At 63.1% G+C, this 23,533-nt stretch carries 16 protein-coding genes; 7 read left to right on the top strand and 9 right to left on the bottom strand.

Features of this window, described 5'->3' with window-relative positions:
- The first annotated feature begins 69 nt into the window (after nt 1-69).
- Together AC0C6X_RS07745 and AC0C6X_RS07740 are read left to right on the top strand one after the other, a co-directional pair.
- Nucleotides 70-1,104, top strand: a complete 1,035-nt coding sequence (locus AC0C6X_RS07745) for an aspartate-semialdehyde dehydrogenase (protein WP_173517921.1) — start codon at nt 70-72, stop codon at nt 1,102-1,104.
- Between the two features lie 197 nt (nt 1,105-1,301).
- Nucleotides 1,302-2,123, top strand: a complete 822-nt coding sequence (locus tag AC0C6X_RS07740) for a lytic murein transglycosylase (RefSeq protein ID WP_173517922.1) — start codon at nt 1,302-1,304, stop codon at nt 2,121-2,123.
- Nucleotides 2,124-2,191: 68 nt separating this feature from the next.
- On the opposite strand, the gene AC0C6X_RS07735 is transcribed toward AC0C6X_RS07740, so the two are convergent.
- Nucleotides 2,192-2,845 (bottom strand): carbonic anhydrase, encoded by a 654-nt coding sequence (locus tag AC0C6X_RS07735; RefSeq protein WP_173518208.1) that lies wholly within the window; start codon nt 2,843-2,845, stop codon nt 2,192-2,194.
- A gap of 129 nt (nt 2,846-2,974) precedes the next feature.
- On the bottom strand, nt 2,975-3,856 hold the full coding sequence (pdxY, locus tag AC0C6X_RS07730; RefSeq protein WP_472952407.1) for a pyridoxal kinase PdxY: 882 nt from the start codon (nt 3,854-3,856) through the stop codon (nt 2,975-2,977).
- A gap of 284 nt (nt 3,857-4,140) precedes the next feature.
- On the opposite strand from pdxY, the gene AC0C6X_RS07725 reads away from it, so the two are divergent.
- Together AC0C6X_RS07725 and AC0C6X_RS07720 are read left to right on the top strand one after the other, a co-directional pair.
- A complete protein-coding gene (locus AC0C6X_RS07725) occupies nt 4,141-8,934 on the top strand; it encodes an NAD-glutamate dehydrogenase (RefSeq protein ID WP_472952690.1) in 4,794 nt (1,597 codons plus the stop codon).
- A gap of 186 nt (nt 8,935-9,120) precedes the next feature.
- Nucleotides 9,121-10,548, top strand: a complete 1,428-nt coding sequence (locus AC0C6X_RS07720; RefSeq protein WP_173517925.1) for an MFS transporter — start codon at nt 9,121-9,123, stop codon at nt 10,546-10,548.
- Nucleotides 10,549-10,604: 56 nt separating this feature from the next.
- On the opposite strand, the gene purH is transcribed toward AC0C6X_RS07720, so the two are convergent.
- From purH to htpX, 4 genes are all read right to left on the bottom strand, one after another.
- Nucleotides 10,605-12,215, bottom strand: coding sequence for a bifunctional phosphoribosylaminoimidazolecarboxamide formyltransferase/IMP cyclohydrolase (gene purH / locus AC0C6X_RS07715; RefSeq protein ID WP_173517926.1), 1,611 nt, complete (start codon nt 12,213-12,215; stop codon nt 10,605-10,607).
- A 125-nt stretch (nt 12,216-12,340) separates the two neighbouring features.
- Nucleotides 12,341-14,023 carry a heparinase II/III family protein gene (locus AC0C6X_RS07710; RefSeq protein ID WP_246304445.1) on the bottom strand — a complete coding sequence of 561 codons (1,683 nt, stop codon included), beginning with the start codon at nt 14,021-14,023 and terminating at the stop codon, nt 12,341-12,343.
- Nucleotides 14,024-14,237: 214 nt separating this feature from the next.
- A complete protein-coding gene (locus AC0C6X_RS07705) occupies nt 14,238-15,647 on the bottom strand; it encodes an RsmB/NOP family class I SAM-dependent RNA methyltransferase (RefSeq protein WP_472952404.1) in 1,410 nt (469 codons plus the stop codon).
- Nucleotides 15,647-16,606 carry a zinc metalloprotease HtpX gene (htpX, locus tag AC0C6X_RS07700; protein ID WP_173517929.1) on the bottom strand — a complete coding sequence of 320 codons (960 nt, stop codon included), beginning with the start codon at nt 16,604-16,606 and terminating at the stop codon, nt 15,647-15,649. The genes AC0C6X_RS07705 and htpX overlap by 1 nt, the downstream gene beginning before the upstream one ends.
- 123 nt (nt 16,607-16,729) lie before the next feature.
- Between htpX and AC0C6X_RS07695 the strand changes: the two genes are divergently transcribed.
- Complete coding sequence (locus AC0C6X_RS07695) at nt 16,730-16,930, top strand: DUF1674 domain-containing protein (RefSeq protein WP_173517930.1); 201 nt, start codon at nt 16,730-16,732, stop codon at nt 16,928-16,930.
- A gap of 170 nt (nt 16,931-17,100) precedes the next feature.
- On the opposite strand, the gene acs is transcribed toward AC0C6X_RS07695, so the two are convergent.
- Complete coding sequence (gene acs, locus AC0C6X_RS07690; protein WP_173517931.1) at nt 17,101-19,050, bottom strand: acetate--CoA ligase; 1,950 nt, start codon at nt 19,048-19,050, stop codon at nt 17,101-17,103.
- Between the two features lie 225 nt (nt 19,051-19,275).
- On the opposite strand from acs, the gene AC0C6X_RS07685 reads away from it, so the two are divergent.
- Nucleotides 19,276-19,977, top strand: a complete 702-nt coding sequence (locus tag AC0C6X_RS07685) for a DUF1013 domain-containing protein (RefSeq protein ID WP_173517932.1) — start codon at nt 19,276-19,278, stop codon at nt 19,975-19,977.
- A 72-nt stretch (nt 19,978-20,049) separates the two neighbouring features.
- On the opposite strand, the gene AC0C6X_RS07680 is transcribed toward AC0C6X_RS07685, so the two are convergent.
- The gene (locus AC0C6X_RS07680; RefSeq protein ID WP_173517933.1) at nt 20,050-20,436 is read right to left on the bottom strand and encodes an ectoine synthase; all 387 of its coding nucleotides are present in this window, start codon (nt 20,434-20,436) and stop codon (nt 20,050-20,052) included.
- Between the two features lie 137 nt (nt 20,437-20,573).
- Between AC0C6X_RS07680 and AC0C6X_RS07675 the strand changes: the two genes are divergently transcribed.
- The gene (locus AC0C6X_RS07675; protein ID WP_472952401.1) at nt 20,574-21,443 is read left to right on the top strand and encodes a LysR substrate-binding domain-containing protein; all 870 of its coding nucleotides are present in this window, start codon (nt 20,574-20,576) and stop codon (nt 21,441-21,443) included.
- 45 nt (nt 21,444-21,488) lie between these two features.
- Here AC0C6X_RS07675 and AC0C6X_RS07670 read toward each other — a convergent pair whose 3' ends face one another.
- Nucleotides 21,489-23,396 (bottom strand): propionyl-CoA synthetase, encoded by a 1,908-nt coding sequence (locus AC0C6X_RS07670; protein ID WP_472952399.1) that lies wholly within the window; start codon nt 23,394-23,396, stop codon nt 21,489-21,491.
- Between the last annotated feature and the right edge of the window lie 137 nt (nt 23,397-23,533).

Here is a 23,533-nt window from a genome sequence, read left to right as displayed (position 1 = left end):
GAACCTTCGCGGCAGCGCGCGCAGTTCCCCCTCCACCCGATGAGGAGAGACAGAAAGAGAGCTTAGATCATGGGTTTCAAGATTGCAGTTGCAGGCGCCACCGGCAATGTCGGCCGGGAGATGCTGAACATCCTTTCCGAACGCGGCTTTCCCGCGGATGAAGTGGTCGCCCTCGCTTCCGCCCGCTCCCAGGGCACGGAAGTTTCCTTTGGCGACAAGACCCTCAAGGTCAAGAACCTCGAAAATTACGATTTCTCCGATACCGATATCTGCCTGATGTCGGCCGGCGGCGCGGTTTCGCTCAAGTATTCGCCGAAGATCGGCCAGCAGGGCTGCGTCGTCATCGACAATTCTTCGGCCTGGCGCTACGACGCCGAAGTGCCGCTGATCGTTCCGGAAGTAAACCCGGACGCGGTCTCGCTCTTCACCAAGAAGAACATCATCGCCAACCCGAATTGCTCGACCGCACAGCTCGTCGTCGCGCTGAAGCCGTTGCACGACCACGCCAAGATCAAGCGCGTCGTCGTCTCGACCTACCAGTCGGTTTCCGGTGCCGGCAAGGAGGGCATGGATGAGCTCTTCAACCAGACCCGCGCGGTCTTCGTTGCCGACCCGATCGAATCGAAGAAGTTCACCAAGCGCATCGCCTTCAACGTCATCCCGCACATCGACGTGTTCATGGAAGACGGCTACACGAAGGAAGAGTGGAAGGTCTTGGCTGAAACCAAGAAGATGCTCGATCCGAAGATCAAGGTGACCTGCACCGCCGTGCGCGTTCCCGTGTTCATCGGCCATTCGGAATCGGTCAACATCGAATTCGAAAACGAGATCACCGCCGATGAAGCGCGCGATATCCTGCGTGAGGCACCGGGTTGCCTGGTCGTCGACAAGCATGAAAACGGCGGCTACGTCACCCCTTACGAATGCGCCGGCGAAGATGCGACCTACATCTCGCGCATCCGCGAAGACGCGACGGTCGAAAACGGCCTCAACCTGTGGGTCGTCTCCGACAACCTGCGCAAGGGCGCCGCACTGAACGCGATCCAGATCGCCGAGCTCCTAGTCAACCGTGGCCTCATCAAGCCGCGCAAGCAGGCAGCCTGAAACAGGCAGTAGAGCAGTTCTTCCCGCCGAGCCCATCCGGGCTTGGCGGGTTTCCCGTTTCACGGGCCATGGGCCGTGTCGCCCCGGATTCACGTGAAACGACGATAAAGTTACCCGCCGCTCCCGGCAGGTGACACCGCCGGCGAAGGCTGGCATTTTTTGAAAGCAACGAGATTCGGGCTATGACGGGGTATTTCATGCACAGGGCAAAGTGCGTAGCAGTGGGGCTTGCTGCCCTGATTTCGACTGCAATTTTTCCGGCGGTGGCATCTGCCGCCCAATGCGGCAATGACGGAAGCGGCTTTGCTGCCTGGGTGCAGAACTTCAAGCAGGAAGCCTCCGGCAACGGGATCAGCCCTGCGGTCCTCGATCGCGCCCTCTCGAGCGTCTCCTACAACAAGGCCACGATCCGCGCCGACCGTGGCCAGAAGAGCTTCAAGCTGTCACTTGACCAATTCATGCAGAAGCGCGGTGGCCAGGCGATCATTTCCCGCGGCAAGAAGATGAAACAGCAGAACGCCGCGCTGTTCACCAGCATCGAGCAGCGTTTCGGCGTCCCGGCCGGCCCGCTGATCGCCATCTGGGGCATGGAGACCGGCTTCGGTGGCTTCATGGGCAAGGAGCATACGCTTTCGGCCGTGTCGACGCTTGCCTATGACTGCCGCCGCTCGGACTACTTCACCGATCAGCTCTATGCGGCGCTGCGGCTCGTGCAGCGCGGCGACCTGAGCCCGGATGCGCGCGGTGCTGCCCACGGCGAGATCGGCCAGACCCAGTTCCTGCCGGCCAACGTCTTGAAGTATGGCGTCGATGGCGATGGCAATGGCCACATCGACATGGTGCGCTCCAAGGCCGACGCGCTGGCTTCGACCGCCAACTTCCTGCGCGGCCACGGCTGGCAGCCGGGTGCAGGCTATCAGCCCGGCCAGGCGAACTTCGGTGCGATCCAAGGCTGGAACGCGGCAAGCGTCTACCAGCAGGCAATCGCCATCATCGGCGCGGAGATCGACGGCCTCTGATCTTTGGGATGTCCGACCTTTTCTGAGATAGTCTCAAGCCCGGTTCGATGGACCGGGCTTTTTGCTGGCTACATGCCCGGGCGGGAGAAGTCGCCGGTCGCCGGGTCCATCACCCAGAGCTCGCCGGTCGAGATGTCGAACCAGGCGCCATGCAGGTGAAGCTTGCCCTTGGCCTCGAGGATCTGAACGCAGGGGAAAGTGCGCAGGTTGGCAAGCGAGTTGCGGATCGAGACCCGCTCGAGCGCACGCTGGCGCTCCGCCTGGGTCATGATGTCGTTGCTCTGGATCTGCTCGGCTGCCGGCTTCAGGAGGTGCATCCAGCGACCGATGAAATCACCGGGCGACAAGGGCTCGGCATCCGGATCGAGGGCCGCCTTGATGCCGCCGCAGCGGCCATGCCCCATCACGACGATATCGCTGACGCGCAGCGACTGCACAGCGAACTCCAGGGCGGCCGACGTCGAGTGATAGTGACCGTCGGGCTCATAGGGCGGCATGAGATTGGCGACGTTGCGCACGACGAAGAGTTCACCCGGGCCGCTGTCGAAGATCGTTTCCGGCGCCGCACGCGAATCGCAACAGGCAACGACCATCGTCTTCGGCTTCTGGCCGGTTTCCGCGAGCACCTTGTAGCGTTTCTGCTGCTCGTTGAAGCGGCCATTCATGAAGTTGCGGTAGCCGTTCAGAAGGTGATCCGGAAAACGCTGCTGCTGCTTGTCCATCGGTTTCTCCGCTGCTGCTTCGAGCCAGACGCGGGCCTTCGCCCGCATCACGCTCCAAGTCATGAAAATCATCATGATCTAAAGTTCAATCCACGATGTCTTCCAGGCATCGTCGATGAACAGCTTCTTCTATTTTCGCCGTATCTGATTCGGATGTACCAGTCGGCGCATCTGCACCATCGCCATCGGCGTCGAAAGGCTCGAGGCGTCCTGCTCGATCGTCAGTTCATCGGCACCGCGCTTGACGCTGCGCGCGATGATCTCGAACACGCTCGCAGTCGCCATCTGCAGTGCGCGCTCTTCTGAAAGTCCTTCGAGAAGTCGCGCCAGGAACACGGCAGTCAGCAAGTCGCCTGTGCCATTCGGCGGGTTCTCGACGAGCCGATGCTCGGCAAGCAGCGCATGATTGCCCGAAAGGAACAGGTTGCCCGTACCGCCGCTCATCATCGGCACTGCCGAGGTCACCAGCACGCGGGCCGGGCCGAGGCCGAGAGCGGCATCGAGGATCGCCGTATTCGTTTCCAGCGTGGCGCCGGAGAGCCAGGCAAGCTCGAAGCGGTTCGGTGTCGCCAGATTGGCAAGCGGCAGCAGCCGGTCGCGAATGGCCGCCGCGGTCGCCTCCGGAACATAGAGCCCGCCGGCATCGCCGATGACGGGATCGCAGGCATAGATGAGTTTGGGATTGCGCTCTCTGAGAGCTGCCACCAGTCGCGCGACACCCTCGGCCTGGCCGGCCGAGCCGAGATAGCCCGAAAGCACGGCGCGCACCTCGCCCACCCAGGGCGCGGCAATGAGATTGTCGATCACCGACTGGAAATCCGCATCCGCAATGGTGACGCGCGTCGAGCGCCCGTGCCCGGGATGCCAGGGAAGAATGACCGTCGGCAGAGCCCAGACCGGATGCCCCAGCGTCTCCAGCGCGAAGACTGCGGCCCGGTTGCCGACCTTGCCACGTACGACATGGCTCGAGATGACGATGACGGCGCCGGGCAGGGAGGGCATTTCGGGCATCGACGAGTCCAATCCTTCAGTCTAGAACTCTGATCACCCGACTGTCACCGCCCTGTCAACAGCCGATGGCAGATAGGTCCCGCAGAAGCCGCTGGCGTTTTCGTGCTTTTTCATCGATTTTCGAGCAATTTTCGCGAAATTGCCTTCGATTTAAATGGATTTAAGCTGTTTTCACGTGAAATTCTCCGATTTTGGGCTCGATTTTGCCGAAATCGGCGTAAAAAGCGGTCGCCATTAGCCATGGTTCTGATAGGGTTTGGCCTATCATGAGTGGGAGAGACTTCATGGGCGTGAAATACAATCCGAAGCGGGACAGACACATCGACGCAGCAAAGGCGGCCGCCATCAAACTGGGCGTCGACGGGCTGGCGCCGGAAATCCTCTTCGGTGGGGCCAGCAACGACGACCTCGATCTCTATTCGGCGGACATGCTGGCGCTGACTGCAGCCCATGCGCACCGTGAGCTCGCCCGCTGGGATGGCGGCAAGCCACAGGTTTCGGTGGAGAGCGTCGCCGGCGTCGCACCTGGCGGCACCGAGGTTTCGATCATCGCGATCACCGAACGCAACATGCCGTTCCTCTATGATTCGATCATGGGGGAGATCACCAGCACCCACCGCGACATTCACCTCGCGATCCATCCCATCCTGGTTCAGGAACCGGGCGAGCCGGCGAAGCTCTTCGATCCGGACGAGGCAAGCGATCCGGCACACCGCGTCAGCCACATCCAGATCCATCTGACCAAGCTGGCACCCGTCGAGGCCGAACACCTCAGCAACCGCATTCGCGACGTGCTGGAGCAGGTGCATCAGACCGTGCACGACTGGCCGGCGATGACGGCGCTGCTCGACCAGGCCATGCAGGAACTCGAGGCCTACAACGCGTCGCGCAAGAAGAGCGACCGTGACGAGGCGCTCGCCTTCCTTCGCTGGCTGCGCGACAACAACTTCACCTTCCTCGGCATGCGCGAGTACACCTATTCGGGCAAGGGCGAGAAGGCAGCCGTCGAACGCGGCAAGGGCAGGGGCCTCGGCATTCTTTCCAACCCGGACGTACGCGTCCTGCGCCAGGGCAAGGACGCGGTGCTGACCACGCCGGAAATCCTCGCCTTCCTTGATGGCCCGGATTTCCTGATTGTCACCAAGGCCAACGTCAAGTCGGTCGTGCATCGCCGCGCCTATATGGACTATGTCGGCGTCAAGCGTTTCGATGCCGACGGCAATGTCACCGGGGAATTGCGCATCGTCGGCCTGTTCACCTCCACGGCCTACACCCGCCAGGCATCCGAGATCCCGCTGCTGCGCCACAAGATCGAGAAGATCGTCGATCACTTCGGCTACGACCCGCAGAGCCATTCCGGCAAGATGCTGGCAAACACGCTGGAGTCCTATCCGCGTGACGACCTGTTCCAGATCGATGTCGGCCTGCTTGCCGCCTTCTGCGAGCAGATCAACGAGCTCGGCGACCGGCCGCGCATCCGCGTGCTGCCGCGCATCGACCATTTCGACCGTTTCGTCTCGGTCATCGTCTTCGTGCCGCGCGAACAGTATGATTCGGACGTTCGCGAGAAGATCGGCGACTACCTGAAGACGGTCTATGACGGCCGCGTCTCGGCTTACTACCCGGCCTTCCCGGAAGGCGGCCTGGCCCGCGTCCACTTCATCATCGGCCGTTCCGCCGGCAAGACCCCACGCATTCCGCAGGCCAAGCTCGAGGAAGCTGTCCGCGAAATCGTGACGCGCTGGATCGACCGGTTCGATCTGCTCGCCCGCAAGGACGGCATCGAACTCAATGTCGACGAAGCCTATCAGTCATTCTTCACCCCGGCGGAAGCCTATGCCGACCTCGCGGATATCGCCGCCTGCAAGATGGAAGACCCGATCCGGATCTCCTTCTATCACTACCCGCGCGCCGTCACGCGCGCCGATACGGCAGAGCTGAAGATCTTCCATGCCGGCGAGCCCGTATCGTTGTCGCGCCGCGTGCCGCTGCTCGAAAACCTCGGCTTCCGGGTGATCAGCGAGCAGACCTACGATATCGGCGTCAAGGTCCATGGCGAAGACGAGCGCAAGGTCGTGCTGCACGACATGGAGCTGATCCACCGCGACGGGCACACGCTGAACCTCGACAAGACGGGCCCGGCCCTGGAGGAGGCGTTCCTCGCCGCCTGGAAAGGCACGATCGAGGACGACAACTTCAACCGGCTGATCCTGCTTGCGGGCCTCAATGCCCGCGAAGTCACGGTGCTGCGCGCCTATGCCCGCTATCTGCGCCAGGCCGGCATCACCTATTCGCAGGGCTATATCGCCGACACGCTGAACAAGTATCCGGCGATCGCCGCCGAGATCTTCAAGCTGTTCGTGACCCGCATGGATCCGAAGCTCGAGGAAAAGCCGCGTGCCAAGAAGTGCAGCGCCCTGCTTTCCGCGATCGAAGACGCGCTGTCAGCCGTTCCGAGCCTCGACGAAGACCGCATCCTGCGCCGCTACGTCAACGCGATCGAAGCGACGCTCAGGACCAACTACTTCCAGCATGACGCAGAGGGCAAGCCGCGCGCGGTTCTCGCCTTCAAGCTCGATCCGAAGCAGCTCGACGGCCTGCCGGAACCGCGTCCGTTCCGCGAAATCTTCGTCTACGGCACCGAGGTCGAGGGCGTGCACTTACGCTTCGGCAAGGTCGCTCGTGGCGGCCTGCGCTGGTCGGACCGCGCTCAGGACTACCGCACGGAAGTGCTTGGCCTCGTCAAGGCGCAGCAGGTCAAGAACGCCGTCATCGTGCCGGTTGGCGCCAAGGGCGGCTTCTACCCGAAGCAGCTCCCGGTCGGCGGCACCCGTGACGAGGTCTTCAAGGCCGGTACCGAGGCCTACAAGACCTATATCCGCACTCTGCTCTCGGTGACCGACAACATCGTCGGCCAGGATATCGTGCCGCCGGCCGATACGCTGCGCCGCGACGGCGACGACCCGTATTTCGTCGTTGCCGCCGACAAGGGCACGGCAACCTTCTCCGACACCGCCAACGGCCTTGCGCAGGAAGCGGGCTTCTGGCTCGACGACGCCTTCGCCTCCGGCGGTTCCGCCGGCTACGACCACAAGAAGATGGGCATCACCGCCCGCGGCGCCTGGGAGACCGTCAAGCGGCACTTCCGCGAGATGGACATCGACATCCAGACGACGCCCTTCACCGTCGCCGGTGTCGGCGACATGTCGGGCGACGTCTTCGGCAACGGCATGCTGCTCTCGGAGAAGATCCGCCTGATCGCGGCCTTCGACCACCGCGACATCTTCATCGATCCGTCGCCGGATATCGAAGCCTCCTTTGCCGAGCGCAAACGCATGTTCGCCCTGCCGCGTTCGAGCTGGCAGGACTATGACCGCAAGACCCTTTCCGAGGGCGCGATGATCATCTCGCGTGCCGAGAAATCGGTGACGCTGACGCCGCAGGCGATGGCGGCCATCGGCCTCGACAAGCAGAAGGCGACCCCCTTCGAGATCATGAACGCGATCCTGAAGAGCCAGGTCGACCTGCTCTGGTTCGGCGGCATCGGCACCTATGTGCGCGGCAGCAACGAAACGGATGCGGAAGTCGGCGACCGTGCCAACGATGCCATCCGCGTGACGGCCGAAGAGGTCCGCGCCCGCGTCATCGGCGAGGGTGCCAACCTCGGCGTTACCCAGAAGGGCCGCATCGGCTTCGGCCTCAATGGCGGCCGCTGCAATTCGGATGCCATCGACAACTCGGCGGGCGTCAACTCCTCGGACGTCGAGGTCAACATCAAGATCGCGCTTGCTTCCGCCATGCGCGACGGTCGCCTGACCCGTGCGAAGCGCAACACGCTGCTTGCCTCGATGACCGAGGAAGTGGGCCATCTGGTGCTGCGCAACAACTACGAGCAATCGCTGGCGATCTCGCTGACCGCGATGCAGGGCCTCGGCAACCGCACGGCGCTTGGCCGGCTCATGACGCGCCTCGAGGCCGACGGCCATCTCAACCGCAAGGTCGAGACGCTGCCGACCGACCAGGCGATGACCGAGCGCTACCAGGCGGGCAAGCCGCTGACCCGCGCGGAAATCGGCGTGCTGCTGTCCTACTCCAAGCTCGTTCTCTTCGATGAGCTGATTGCGAGCGAACTGCCTGACGATCCGTACTTCACGGCGACGCTGGAGCGCTACTTCCCGGCGAAGATGCGCAAGGCCTATGCGGGCGACATCCGCGGGCATCGCCTGCGCCGCGAAATCATCGCGACGATCCTCGCCAATGAGGTGATCAACCGTGGCGGTCCCGCCTTCGTCTCGACCCTGACGGACGCCACCGGCTTCCTCTCGGCCGATGTCGTCAAGGCCGCAGTGCTGGCACTCGACGGCTTCGACCTGCCGCGCATCTATGACGAGATCGACGCGCTCGACAACAAGATCGGCGGCGGCCTGCAGAACATCCTCTACCAGGAAGTCGGCCGCATCTTCACGCTCGTCACCGAGCGGGCGTTGCGTACCCATGCGGCGACCGGCTCCGTCTCCGAGGCCGTATCGCGCCTGCGTGACGGCCTGCAGAAGCTGCGCGCCACGATGCGCACCGCGGTTTCCGGCGAGAGTGCCGAAGAAGCACGGCTGAAGACGGCGGCCTTCGTCGAGGGCGGCGTACCGGCCAAGCTCGCCGAGGAAATCTCGGAACTGACGCTGATGACGCTCGTGCCGGAGATCATGCAGATTGCCGCTGAAACCGGCGAGACGCTGAGCCGCACGGCGCAGGGCTACTTCGCCGTCACCGATACGCTTCGGATCAACCGGCTGCTGGCGGCCTCCGATCGCGTTCCGGCAACGGAGCAGTTCGAGGCCATGGCTCTGTCGCGGGCCGTCTCCGATATCGCCGCGGCACGGCGGGAGATCACAGCAGCAGCGCTGCGCGAGCAGAAGAAGGAACGCAATCCGGTTGCCGCCTGGGAGGAGAGCGCGCGTGTCCGTGTCGCCCAGGCGACCGGCCAGCTGCAGCTCCTGACCGAGAAGGGCGAAACGACGCTCGCCAAGATCACGGTTGCTGCAGGCCTCCTCAACGACCTGGCGCGCGGAAGGGCGCAGTGAGACGGTTCGTCCCGTCTTGATCGGCACGGATCGGATCGGACCGGTCCGCCTGAACAGGACGAATGGGGGCGTGGGCAGTTTTTTCGCCCGGATCCCGCTCTGGACCTTTTGGAATCGGTCCGATTGAAGATAGGCTGCGCCGCGCGTTCCAGGGACGCGCGGCGCAGTCGTTTCGGGAGGGGGACCTTGCAGATTTTGGCCGAGAGGACGGAAGAACAGCCGCGGACATCGCGCGCAGGCATCGCCGGCTGGATGCTGTTCGACTGGGCGGCGCAACCCTTCTTCACCGTCGTCACCACCTTCATCTTCGGCCCCTACTTCGTCTCCCGATTGACCGAGGATCACGCCGTCGGCCAGGCGATGTGGGGCTACACGCTGACCGTTTCCGGCATCATCATCGCGGTCCTTTCGCCAGTGCTGGGTGCCATCGCGGACGCGACCGGCCCGCGAAAGCCCTGGATCGCCTTCTTCGCCGTCATCAAGATGACATCGCTGGCTATGCTCTGGTTTGCGGCCCCGGGCTCTCCGATCCTCTACCCGGCGATCTTCATGGTGCTCGCGACCGTCGCGGCCGAATTCTCGATCGTCTTCAACGATTCGATGATGACCCGGCTGGTCGACGAGAAGGATGTCGGCCGCATCTCCAACATCGCCTGGGGTCTCGGCTATCTCGGCGGCATGATCGTGCTGATCGCCGTCGTCGCATTGCTTGCCGGCAACCCCGAAACCGGCAAGACGGCAGCCGGCATCGATCCCTTGTTCGGGCTGGATCCGGCAACGGGGGAGGACGCGCGCATCACCGGACCGATTTCAGCACTTTGGTATTTCGTCTTCATCCTGCCGATGTTCCTGTTCACGCCTGATGCGACCAAGGCGACCATGTCGCTCGGCAAGGCGACCGTGACCGGCCTCAGAGAGCTCAAAGGCACGCTCGGCGAACTCAGGGATAGAGCCGGCATTCTGCGCTTCCTGATCGCGCGCATGATCTTCCAGGACGGCGTCAACGGCCTTCTGGCACTCGGCGGCACCTTCGCCGCGGCCATGTTCGGCTGGCGGACGCTGGAACTCGGCATCTACGGCATCATTCTCAACGTCGTCGCCATCGGCGGCTGTCTCTATGCAAGCAGGCTCGATGCCCGGCTCGGTTCCAAGGCCATCGTCACCGCCAGCCTCATCTGCCTTATCGTTGCGACGATAGGCATCGTCTCGACCGGGCCCGGCTTCACCGCCTTTGGCTTGATACCGCTATCGACAGACGACTCCGGTGCGCTCTTCGGCACCGCCGCCGAGAAAGCCTACATCCTCTACGGACTGCTGGTCGGCATCGCCTTCGGTCCGGTACAGGCCTCCTCACGCTCCTATCTCGCCCGCAGCGTCAGCCCGGACGAGGCAGGCCGCTACTTCGGCCTCTATGCGCTCTCCGGCCGCGCCACCTCATTCCTCGCCCCGGCGGCGGTTGCCACGATCACGCTTGCCACCGGCTCGGCCCGCACCGGCATGATGGCGCTCATCGTCTTCCTTGCGGTCGGTTTCCTGATCCTGCTGCGCACGCCGTATCCGGCCGACACCAGACACAAGAAGGCCGCCGAGTCCTGGGGACGCGACGGCCTCTGACTGTTGATCTACAGGCAAACTCCGGGACATGCGTCGAACGCTATCCCGGTGTCGTCTCAGTGACGGAAGTGGCGCATGCCGGTGAAGACCATGGCGACGCCATGTTCGTCGGCAGCGGCAATCACCTCTTCGTCACGCATCGAACCACCCGGCTGGATGACGGCGGTTGCACCCGCGGCGATCGCCGAAAGCAGACCGTCGGCAAAGGGCAGGAAGGCTTCGGAGGCGACAGCGGAGCCCTTGGTGAGCGGCGTGGCCAGGCCCAGGGCCTTGGCCGCTTCCTCGGCCTTGATTGCCGCGATGCGAGCGGAATCGACGCGGCTCATCTGGCCGGCGCCGATGCCGGCGGTCTGGCCATCCTTCGCATAGACGATCGCGTTCGACTTGACGTGCTTCGCCACCTTGAAGGCGAACTTCATGTCCTCGAGTTCCTGAGCGGTCGGTGCACGCTTGGTCACGACCTTGAGCTCGAGATCTTCGACCATGCCGTTGTCACGCGTCTGCACCAGCAGGCCGCCCGAGACGGTTTTGGCCGCAAGGCCCGGAATGCGCGGGTCCGGCAGGCCGCCGGTCGAAAGCAGGCGCAGGTTCGGCTTGCGGGCGATCACGGCCTTGGCCGCGTCACTCACGGAAGGAGCGATGATCACTTCGGTGAACAGCTTGACGATTTCTTCCGCCGTCTCCGCATCGAGTTCCTGGTTGAGCGCGATGATACCGCCGAAAGCCGAGGTGGAATCGCAGGCAAGCGCCCGGCGATAGGCTTCGGCAAGCGTCGGCGCGGTGGCGACGCCGCACGGATTGGCATGCTTGATGATGGCGCAGGCCGGCGCCTTCTCCGGCAGGAATTCGCCGACGAGTTCGAAGGCGGCATCCGTATCGTTGATGTTGTTGTAGGAAAGCTGCTTGCCCTGCAGTAGCGTCGCGGTGGCGACGCCCGGGCGGTTCTCGCCGGTGAGGTAGAAGCCCGCCTTCTGATGCGGGTTCTCCCCGTAACGCATTTCTTCCTTCAGCACGCCGCCGATGACGCGGTGGCGCGGCATCGCCGTATCCAGCGCCTCGGCAAACCAGTTGGAGATGGCCGCATCGTAAGCCGCAGTGCGGGCATAGGCCTTGGCCGCCATCTTCTGGCGGAACGCATAGGTCGTCTTGCCCGCGTCAAGCTCTTCGAGCAGCAGCGGATAGTCAGCCGGATCCGTGACGATCGTCACATAGGCATGGTTCTTGGCCGAGGCGCGGATCATTGCCGGGCCGCCGATGTCGATGTTCTCGACGGTGGTCGGATAGTCGCCGCCCTTGGCCCGGACTTCTTCGAAGGGATAGAGGTTGATGATCGCGAGGTCGATCGCGGTGATGCCGTGCGTGGACATGGCGGCGACGTGTTCGGCATCGTCCCGGATTGCCAGCAGGCCGCCATGCACGCCCGGATGCAGGGTCTTCACCCGGCCATCCATGACTTCGGGAAAACCGGTCAGTTCGGAAACGTCACTCACCGGCAGGCCGGCTTCCGAGAGTGTTTTGTGCGTGCCGCCGGTCGATACGAGCCGGATCCCCTTCTCGTGAAGGGAACGCGCCAGATCGACGACGCCGGTCTTGTCGGAGACGGAGAGGAGGGCGGTGCGGACCGTAACCTCGTTCGGGGCGGGGATTTTCTTGGAGGCGACAGCCATCAACCATGCTCCTTTGGCGGCGCCGGACGCCCGGGAGGATGCTCCGGCGGTTGGGATGGCTGCCCGTTAGCATAGCTTGCCGGTCGAAGAAACCTCCACGAGGCGGCAGCGCTAAAATAAGCACCTCAGTTCGCGCGCGAGAAGGTCCACTGGATCTCCGGCTGGCGGCCGACGGCGAAGGTTACGGTCAGTTGCGACGACGCGCGGATGCCGGAAGGATCGGCAAAGAAGATATCCTCTTCGACGGCGAGCTCTCCGTCCTGGCAGGCAAAGAGCCAGATCTCGCCATCCGGCGCGGTCAGAAAGACCTCGCGTGCATTGTTCTGGCGGATGCCGACCGCCGGATGAATATGGAAGCGGGCGACCGCGGTGGCCGTATCGCCTTCGTCCGGATCACTGCCGTCGGCGCGCGACAGCCGGTCGCGACCGCGGATCATGCGGCCACCGTTCAGGACGCCGATGTCACGCTCGTGCACCAGGCCGAAGGCGGCAAGATAACCGTCATGACTTGCCGTCACCGACTCCAGCCGACCCGGCTCGTCCTTGCGCGCCACCGCAACCTTAGAAACGCCTGTCGTCATGATCGGTCCGAGAAAGCGCGACTGCGAGAAGCGTGACGAGGACGTGTCGTTGACGGTCACCGTCGAATGCGCCGCGGTCGTGCGCGACATCTGCCTGAAACGATCGCCGGCAAATTTCGGTGCGCCCGAATTGACGACGAAGCGCGTCTTGCCCGAGGACATTTCGAAGGACAGGCAGCCGGCATGGGCGCTGCGCGAAAGATCGACGGACAGCGGCCGGCCGGTATCCATGATGACGACGGTGTTCTCGATCGCCAGACGCTCGTAATGCGCATGGGGCAGAGACCGGAACGGGTCGCCTGCCGTCTCGTCGTAACGCAGCACGGAGGCCAGTTCATGTGCCAGGACCGAGGTTGCACCGTTGAACAGCGCGAGCTCCCCTCCCTGATGCCGGAAGAAGCGCAGAGCCGGATACATCCGATCGATGCAGGGGATCAGCCGCGACGGCACGTCATGGCCGAGATTGACGTAGGTCTGCCGGAGCGGCAGCAGATCGAGCAACAGTTCGAGCCCGGCCCGCGGGCTGCGCGAGCAATGGCTGCCATCCGGCAGGATCTGGCGGTCGAGTTCGAGGTCGAGATGGCGCGAGGCCTTGCGAATGGCGCTCGGCGAAGCCGGCATGGCGACCGACGCCATGGCAAGCGCAAGCCGCACCCGAAGCCGCGCCTCGCCGTCGCGCACCGTATCGGCGATATGGCGAAGATAACGCACCTGAAGCGCGAGGCTCTTCAGGAAACGGCGATAGAAACCGTGTTCGGCGTTGCGCAGAACCACAGGCGAGTGAGAAAGCCAGGCAATGATGCGCTGGGCGATGATATCAGGATCCCAGGCGATGCCGCCGAGATCGCGGCCATGGGTGGCGATCCAATCGTCGACGATCTGGCGCAAGCGCACGTAGCCGGCGTCCTCGCGGATCGCACGCAGATGTCTCAGCCAGCCGAAGGAGTGGAGACGCGCCGCAAACTCGCGCGACGGAAGATCGATCTCGAACGGCGACTCGCCTTCCGTATCGAGGACGCGGCCGGCAAGCGGGAAACGCCCGGCGAGGATTTCCTCGGCGACAAAGGGATCGACGGCTCTGAGATCGGTCGGCGCGACGATCAGGCGGTTCGGCGTCGTGCCGGTGAAACGCAGGGTGGAGACACGGCCGATCGACAGCCGGCGCGACACGCGGCGCCAGCCTTCACGCACATACAGGTAAGAAAGCCTCCGCCTGCCGGAAAACAACCTCAACGCCGCCGGTTTCCTCATTACTGGCACGACCGCTCAAACATCTGAACGGGCGATGGTCTCGCGCCAGCCGCCGCATGGTGCCAGAGAGACCGTTAAACTTTTATCAATCTTGCCATCTTTGATAGGCCCCTGGCGCGAAAGCGTCAAATGACACGGCAAGACAGGGCCTTGAGCCCATCCTGACCGGCCTGACCGCGGGCCAGCGGTGCTATTTGCGGCGAATCACTGCCGCGTAGAAGCCATCGAGGCCGCCGGCAAAGGGCGCATCGAGCGGCAGCATGGCCGGCGTAGTGCGCATCTCACCAAGCGGCGTGATTGCGTCCTCCAGCCCCGGCCAATCCGCGCGGGAGATCGCAACCCGCTCATAGACGGCGCCCGAACCGACCACCCGCTGGACGACCTCTTCGCCTTCGAGCGGATCGAGGGAGCAATTGGAGAAGACGACGATGCCGCCGGGCTTGACCACGGTGAGCGCGTGGCGGAGCAACCGCTCCTGCAAGGCGGCGAGCTTCGCGATATCTTCCGGGCCCTTGGTCCACAGCACGTCGGGGTGACGACGGGTCGTGCCGGTGGACGAGCAGGGCGCGTCGAGCAAGGCCGCATCGAACAGCGTTTCCGGCTGGAAGTCGGCCATGTTGACTTCCTTCGTCTCCGCCTCCAGGCCGAGCCGCTTCAGGTTGCTCTTCAGCCGGCGCAAGCGGCTGCCGGACTGATCAAGCGCCGTCACTTCGGCGCCGGCGAGGATGAGTTGAGCGGTCTTGCCGCCCGGTGCGGCACAGAGATCGACGACCCGCTTGCCGCTAAGGTCACCGAACAGCCGCGCGGGGATCGATGCGGCGGCATCCTGAACCCACCAGGCGCCCTCTTCGAATCCGGCTAAGGAAGGGATGGCGCCGGAGAATGCGCCGAGACGAACCGAGCCCGTCGGCAAGACAGTGCCGCCGAGACGCTCGGCCCAGCTTGCCGGTTCCGATTTGACCGATAGATCGATTGCCGCCGGTGTGAGCTGCGCTTCGGCGATCTGCTGGGCTGGTCCAGCGCCATAGCGGGCGATCAGGCGCTCAAAGAACCAGTCCGGCATCGCCGGCACCTCCCGCATGCTTTCGAGAATGGCATCCTTCTCACGCGACAGCCGCCGAAGAACCGCATTCACGAGATTGGCGAAACGCCGATTGCGCGGATCCGCCTGCGCCTGCTCGACGGCGAGGTCGACGGCGGAATGATCGGGCACATCGAGATAGAGGATCTGTGCCGCCGCCACGGCAAGCACATGCTCGAGCGCGCGTGCGCCCTCCGGCAAAGGCGTCTGCAGCAGCGAACCGATGGCGGCCTGGATGCGTGGCAGATGGCGAAGTGCGGAGTTCAGGATTGCCCGAACGAGCGCGCGATCGGCCTCGTTGAGCTCGCGGTAGGCCGGATTGCCGTGCTCGCTGTCGAGCATCCCGTCAAGCGAGGTCTTGCGGTCGATGACCGCGGCCAGAATTTTTGCGGCGGCCTGCCGTGCCCTGAGACCCGGTTTTTCCGGGCCGCGCGGAGCGGCGGGCTTCTTCGATTTTGCCGCGGCGCCGTTTCCGTGTGATCGTTTCGGACGTGAATCGTTTTTGTTTTCTGCGGACATCAGGACCAGGGACCTTTGGGCGGTTCGGAACCACCGCGACCCCAACCGGTAGGAGGCACAGAGCGCGATTTGCGCACGGGATTATCAGCACGAACCGGCGGCGTCGAGCCCGAAGACATTTCCTGGGCCATCTGCTGCAGAGCCGCAATCCGGTTTTCCGTGTTCGGATGGGTCGAGAACAGATTGTCCATGCGCTCGCCGGAGAGCGGGTTGATGATGAACATATGCGCCGTGGCCGGATTGCGCTCGGCCTCGTCATTGTGAATCCGATGGGCAGCGCCGGCGATCTTCTCCAGGGCGGAGGCCAGCGCCATGGGCTTGCCGCAGATCTCGGCGCCGCGCCGGTCTGCGGAGTATTCACGGGTGCGGCTGATCGCCATCTGCACCAGCATCGCCGCCAGCGGTGCCACGATGATGGCGACCAGCGTGCCGATGAAGCCCAGCGGGTTATTGTTTTCGCGGTTGCCACTGAAGAAGAAGGCAAAGTTGCCGAGCATCGAGATCGCACCCGCAAGCGTCGCCGTCAGCGTCATCGTGAGGGTGTCGCGATTTTGGACGTGCGCCAGTTCATGCGCCATCACGCCCGCGACTTCATCATAGCTCAGCGCATGCAGCAGGCCGGTCGAGGCGGCAACCGCGGCATTTTCCGGGTTGCGACCGGTGGCGAACGCATTCGGCTGCGGGTTGTCGATGACATAGACGCGCGGCATCGGCAGCCCGGCATTTCGCGCGAGATCACGGACGATGCCGTAATATTCCGGTGCGCTGCGTTCATCGACTTCCTGGGCGCGATACATGCGCAGCACCATCTTGTCGGAGTTCCAGTAGGAGAAGAAGTTCATGCCCGCAGCGATGACGAAGGCGATCATCATGCCGCCACGTCCACCGATGGCGAGGCCCACCGCCATAAACAGGGCGGTCATGACTGCAAGCAGCATGGCGGTGCGGACAAGGTTCATCAAAGTCTCCGGATCGTCGATGTTTCACGTGAATCAGGGTTCCCGTTCTGGGAATGGCATCCTATATGATGGGTGCAAATGCCCCGTTCTTCAATATTGATGCTCGAATCCGGATACGTTCAGATGCAGAACGACAATGACAATGCTCCCGATCGTCCGAAGCGACCACTGCCGCCTGCAGCCATACGCGCACTGAAGGAAGCCGAAGAGCGACGTCGGGCGGAGGTCACGAAGGAATTGCCGCCGGAAATCGGCGGGCGCGGCGGTGAAGATCCTGCCCGCTACGGCGACTGGGAGATCAAGGGGCGGGCGATCGATTTCTGAATTTGAGGCTGCGAGCTGTCAGCCGTTGGTCGCGATCTGAATCCGGCTCACAAAGCCGCAATGCGCGCAAAACATTGCACGTCGCGACACCGCACTTCACCGGCGAAGCTTGCTTGTTTCGATCGAAGCGGCCGCTGCCCACCCAACGGGATAGACAGCGGCCGAGAGCGTCAGGCCCTGTTCTGACGGTTGGCGATCAGATCGTCGACGACAGCCGGATCGGCGAGCGTTGACGTATCGCCGAGCGTTCCGAAATCATCTTCGGCGATCTTGCGCAGAATGCGCCGCATGATCTTGCCCGAGCGGGTCTTCGGCAGGCCGGGCGCGAACTGGATCTTGTCAGGCGTGGCGATCGGTCCGATTTCCGAACGAACGTGCTTCACCAGAGCTGCGCGAAGATCATCATTGCCGATCTCGCCGGCCATCAGCGAGACATAGCAGTAGATGCCCTGGCCCTTGATCGGATGCGGATAGCCGACGACGGCGGCTTCCGAGACCAGGTGATGCGACACCAGCGCGGATTCGACTTCAGCCGTGCCGAGACGGTGGCCGGAGACGTTCAAGACGTCGTCGACGCGACCGGTGATCCAGTAATAGCCGTCCTCATCGCGACGGCAGCCATCACCAGTGAAATACTTGCCCTTGTAGGTGGCGAAGTAGGTCTGGGCGAAGCGCGCGTGATCGCCATAGATCGTACGCATCTGGCCCGGCCAGCTATCAATGATGCAAAGGTTGCCGTCGGCAGGGCCCTCGAGCACGTTGCCCTCATTGTCGACGAGCTGCGGCTGCACGCCGAAGAACGGCCGGGTCGCGGAACCGGGCTTGAGATCGGTCGCGCCCGGCAGCGGCGTGATCAGAATGCCGCCCGTCTCCGTCTGCCACCAGGTATCGACGATCGGCGACTTCTGCTCGCCGACAACGTTGTAATACCACTCCCAGGCTTCCGGGTTGATCGGCTCCCCGACCGAGCCGAGCAGGCGCAGCGACGAGCGCGACGAACGCTGGACGAACTCGTCGCCAGCCCCCATCAGCGAGCGGATCGCCGTCGGCGCCGTATAGAAGACGTTGACCTTGTGCTTGTCGACCACTTCCCAGAAGCGCCCGGCATCCGGGAAATTCGGAACACCTTCGAACATCACGGTCGTCGCCGCATTCGCGAGCGGACCATAGACGATATAGGAGTGGCCGGTGACCCAGCCGACGTCCGCCGTGCACCAATAGACTTCACCATCGCGGTAGTCGAAGACATATTCATGCGTCATCGACGCATAGACGAGGTAACCGCCGGTCGTGTGCAGCACGCCCTTCGGCTTGCCGGTCGAGCCCGACGTATAGAGGATGAACAGCGGATCTTCCGCCTTCATCTTCGCCGGCTCGCAATGCGGCTTCACGGTCGCGATTTCCTGGTGATACCAGAGGTCGCGGCCAGGCGCCCAGGCGGTCTTGCCGCCGGTGCGGCGGACCACCAGCACCTTGTTGACGATGACATGCTGCTTGGCCGCGATATCGATCGCCGTGTCGGTGTTTTCCTTGAGCGGTACCGGCTTGCCGCCGCGCACACCCTCGTCGCAGGTGATGACGAAAGTGCTCTCGCAGTCGACGATACGGCCGGCCAGCGCGTCCGGCGAGAAGCCGCCAAAGACGACGGAATGGATCGCCCCGATGCGGGCGCAGGCGAGCATCGCATAGGCCGCTTCCGGGATCATCGGCATGTAGATGGTGACGCGGTCGCCCTTCTTTACGCCGTGCTTCTTCAGCACGTTGGCGAGGCGACAAACCTGTTCGTAGAGCTGGTTGTAGGTGATCTTCTTGTCGATATAGGGATTGTCGCCTTCCCAGATGATCGCGGTCTTCTCACCATGCGTCTTCAGGTGGCGGTCGATACAGTTGTAGGAGACGTTGGTCAGGCCGTCTTCGTACCACTTGATCGAAACCTTACCCTTGAAAGAGGTGTTCTTGACCTTGGTATAGGGCTTGAACCAATCGATCCGTTTGCCGTGTTTGCCCCAGAACTTTGCCGGGTCCGAAACACTCTCCTCGTACCACTTCAGGTAAGTGGCGTTGTCGAGCAACGTCCGGCTCTTGGCAGACTTCAACACCGGATAGATCTTGGCGGACATTTTTTCCTCCCTGCGCATTTCGATGCCGGCGACCCCTCCCCGGGGCGCTCGCTCGCGCACATTCATAGCAGGTCAAATCCCCGCCGCAATTAGACAAAAGGACATTTGGAACTGAAGAATTGCAATTTTGAGACAAGGACGGTATAGAGGCCCACATTTCCCGGAAATCAGTGGTAGACTCCACGGCCCGCGACACCGGCGCGGACGGACAAAAGGACTATATCCATGGCTCAGCAACTGCTTATGCCCAAGGCAACAGCCGTCTGGCTCGTTGACAATACCGCGCTGTCCTTCGACCAGATCGCGCAGTTTTGCAAGCTGCACCCGCTTGAAGTGAAGGCGATCGCCGACGGTGAATCCGCGCAGGGCATCAAGGGCCTCGACCCGATTGCCACCGGCCAGCTTTCGCGTGACGAGATCGCGCGCGCAGAAGCAAACCCCAACCACAAGCTGAAGCTTTCGGAGCCGAAGGTCCGCGTTCCCGATTCCAAGCGCAAGGGTCCGCGCTACACGCCGGTCTCCAAGCGCCAGGATCGCCCCAACGCCATTCTCTGGCTCGTACGCAACCATCCCGAGTTGAAGGACGCGCAGATTTCGCGCCTCGTCGGCACGACCAAGTCGACGATCGAACAGATCCGCGAGCGCACCCACTGGAACTCCGCTAACCTGACGCCGATGGATCCGGTGACCCTCGGCCTGTGTTCGCAGATCGACCTCGACCTCGAAGTCGAACGCGCCTCCAAGGGCCGTCCGCTGCCGACGGCTGCCGAACTCGGCCAGACGCTGGAGTCGGCTCAGGAAACCGAAAAGCTCGGCTTCAGCTACGAGCGCGAAGAAGAGAAGGAAATCGACGCCGATGCCGTCTTCGCCAAGCTCAAGTCGCTGAAGTCGGACCGCAAGGACGAGGACGACGACGATCAATACTGATCACCGTCCAGTTCGATCAAAGCCCGGATCGACGATCCGGGCTTTTTTGTTGGCCTGTGCTCAAGAAAGTGTTCAGTAAGCCGAACCGGATGGATCGTTGAGGTTGTGACGCTCGGTTCCCTTAAGCGGCGGATTGAAGATGCTGACGAGGATCAGATCCTCGTCCTTGCCGCCGCGCAGATAGTGCTTGTCGTGCTGGTCCAGCACGTAAATGTCGCCCTTGGTGATCGGGAAGATCTTGCCCTGCATGTCCTCGACCTCACCGTGGCCGGCGATGCAGTAGCACGCCTCCAGATGGTTGCGGTATTCGAGCAGCGACACGGTGCCAGCGCGCACGACCGTGTGGCATACGGTGAAACCCATGCCATCCTTCTCGGTAAGCAGGCGGTGGCTGGTACCGCTGCCCCATTCGACGAAATGATCGGTTGCCTCGACTTGCTGCAGGCTGCGCACGAACATGGGTCTCTCCATCTGTAAAGATTTCTAATGTTTCCGGGCGAGCTTCCCGCTCATTCCCGTGATGAAACCAGTATCCGTTGACATCGGCAGCCGATCAAACGACGATTCCTCACGGAATAGCTGAGGAAATCTTACAGATGACACTGCCGCCACTTGGCATGCTGCGCGCCTTCGAAGCTGCGGCGCGTTTGGCAAGTTTCTCCCGCGCCGGGGACGAACTGCACGTGACGCATGCCGCCGTCAGCCACCAGATCCGCCTGCTGGAGGAGTGGTTCGGCCGGCCGCTCTTCGTGCGGGAGAAACGTGGTGTGCGGCTGGCGGCGGAAGCCGAGAGCTTGGCAGCAACGCTGACATCAGCCTTCGAGCGCATCGCCGCGGAAACGGAGTTGCTGCGACTGAATGCCAAGGCGCAAGTGAGCGTCGCCTGTATTCCTTCGATCGCCACGCGCTGGCTGATACCGGCACTCGGAGAGTTTCTCCGCGATCACCCGGACGTCGACGTCAGGGTCGTCTACGCCATGGCCGAGCAGCAATTGCGCGAAACCGGCTGCGATATCCTCATCACCCTCGGCGCCGATACAAGCGAAGGGACGCGCTCAGACCGGCTGTTTTCACGAATCAACCGGCCGGTTGCCAGCCCACGCTACATCGAACGGAAAGGGGACCTGAGGACGGCGCAGGCGATCGCTTCCGCCGATCTGCTGCATGACGAGACAACCTCGCGCTGGCGCGATTGGTTCGCCAAGGCAGGGGTGGCAGCGGGGCAAGCCTTGCGAGGTCCAATCTTCCAGGACTTCAACCTTCTCGCCACGGCCGTCATCGCCGGCCATGGCGTGGCACTGTGCCCCGTCGAAGTCTTCCGGCGCGAAATCGGGAGCGGCGATCTCGTGATACTCTCCGATATCGCCACGCTCGAAAACGAAAGCTATTTTCTCATCACCAAGACCGCACGCTCAAAGGCGGTGTCGGCCTTCAGCGACTGGTTCGCAATGGTTGCCAGGTCTTGATGCGAGCGCCACGGCGCTCACATCATAAGCCGGCTCAGAAAGCCTCTAGATTCCGATTCCCCGGCCATGCAAGGCCACGGTGATCTCGTCGAGGATAAGCGGATCGTCGATCGTCGCCGGCATTTTCCAGGGTTGCCGATCGGCGATTTTCTGGATCGTTGCCCGCAGGATCTTGCCTGAGCGCGTCTTCGGCAGCCGCTTGACGCAGATCGCCATCCGGAACGCCGCCACCGGCCCGATGCGCTCGCGAACGAGGCCGATCACTTCGCGTTCGATCTCCGACGTTTCACGGGAAACATTGGAATTGATCACCAGGAAGCCCGCCGGCACCTGGCCTTTCAGATCGTCGGCGATGCCGATGACGGCGCATTCGGCGACATCGGGATGGCTGGCGCAGACTTCTTCCATCGCCCCGGTCGAGAGGCGATGACCGGCAACATTGATGATGTCGTCGGTGCGCGCCATAATGAAGATATAGCCGTCCTCGTCGAGATAACCGGCGTCAGCGGTCTTGTAGTAGCCGGGGAACTCGTCGAGATAGGCCGCGCGGAAGCGATGGTCGGCGTTCCAGAGCGTCGGCAGGCAGCCGGGCGGCAGCGGCAGTTTTACGACGACATTGCCGAGCGTCCCCGGGCCGACCGGATGCCCAGCATCGTCGAGGATCTGAACATCATATCCCGGCAACGGAACGGACGGCGACCCATATTTGACCGGCAACAGGCCGAGGCCCATGGGGTTGCCGGCCACCGGCCACCCGGTCTCCGTCTGCCACCAGTGATCGATGACGGGCACGCCAAGCGCCTTTTCTGCCCAGCGGATCGTGTCAGGGTCCGCCCGCTCACCGGCAAGGAACAGCGCACGGAAGCGCGACAGGTCGTAGCGGCCGACATGGGAAGCGTCAGGGTCCTCCTTGCGGATCGCCCGCAACGCCGTCGGCGCCGTGAACATCACCACGACGCCGTGCTCGGCAATGATCCGCCAATAGGTTCCGGGATCAGGCGTTCCGACCGGCTTGCCTTCGAAGAGGATCGAGGTGCTGCCGTTCAGGAGCGGCCCATAGACGATATAGGAGTGGCCGACGACCCAGCCGATATCGGAGGCGGCCCAGAACACCTCGCCCGGCTGGACGCCGAAGAAATTCTCCATCGACCACTTGAGCGCGACCATGTGACCGCCATTGTCGCGCACCACGCCCTTGGGCTGGCCGGTCGTGCCTGAGGTGTAGAGCACATAGAGCGGATCGGTGGAGGCAACGGGCGTGCATCCGACCTCTTCGCCCGCCTGCTTCGCCGCGGCCAGCGCCGCAGCAAAATCGATGTCGCGTCCCTCCGTCATGGCGGCTTCCGCCATTTCGCGCTGGAAGACGAGGCAATGCGCCGGCTTGTGGGTAGCGATCTCCAGCGCCGCATCGAGCAACGGCTTGTAGGCGACGGTCCGGCCGGGTTCGATGCCGCAGCTTGCGGAAACCACGAGCTTCGCCTGGCAATCGTCGATGCGCACCGCCAATTCGTTGGCGGCAAAACCGCCGAAGACCACGGAATGGACGGCGCCGATCCGGGCGGCAGCAAGCATGGCAACCGCCGCCTGCGGGATCATCGGCATGTAGATGATAATGCGGTCACCCTTGCCGATGCCGAGCTTCCGATAGACGGCGGCCAGCGCCTTCACGTCGGCGAGCAGGGCCGCATAGGAAATGCGCTCGACCCGACCGGTGACCGGACTGTCATAGATGAAGGCGATCTGCTCTCCGCGCCCCGCTTCGACATGACGGTCGAGACAGTTGTAGCAGGTATTCGTCAGGCCATCGGCATACCAGTGCCCATAGGTGCCACGCTCGGCGTCAAAGGCCCGCTGCGGACGTTCGAACCAATCGATGGCGTCGGCGGCACCAGACCAGAAACCCTGCGGATCCGCCTTCCAGGCGGCGTACACTTCGGAATAGCGACTCGCCATTTCCGTTCCTCCCTGTGCATGTTGCCGGACATGTCCGGCCTCCTCATGCGCAAGGATAGGCTAATGAGTGGGCAGGGGAACCCCGACGAAAGCGGTATGCGTCGAGCTCGAGCAATTCCAGCGAAAGCGTGAAAGGG

It is taken from the genome of Ensifer sp. VA4, from assembly GCF_055710065.1.
Note: the sequence above shows the minus strand (reverse complement) of the source record. Positions and strands in the feature narration are given on the sequence as shown.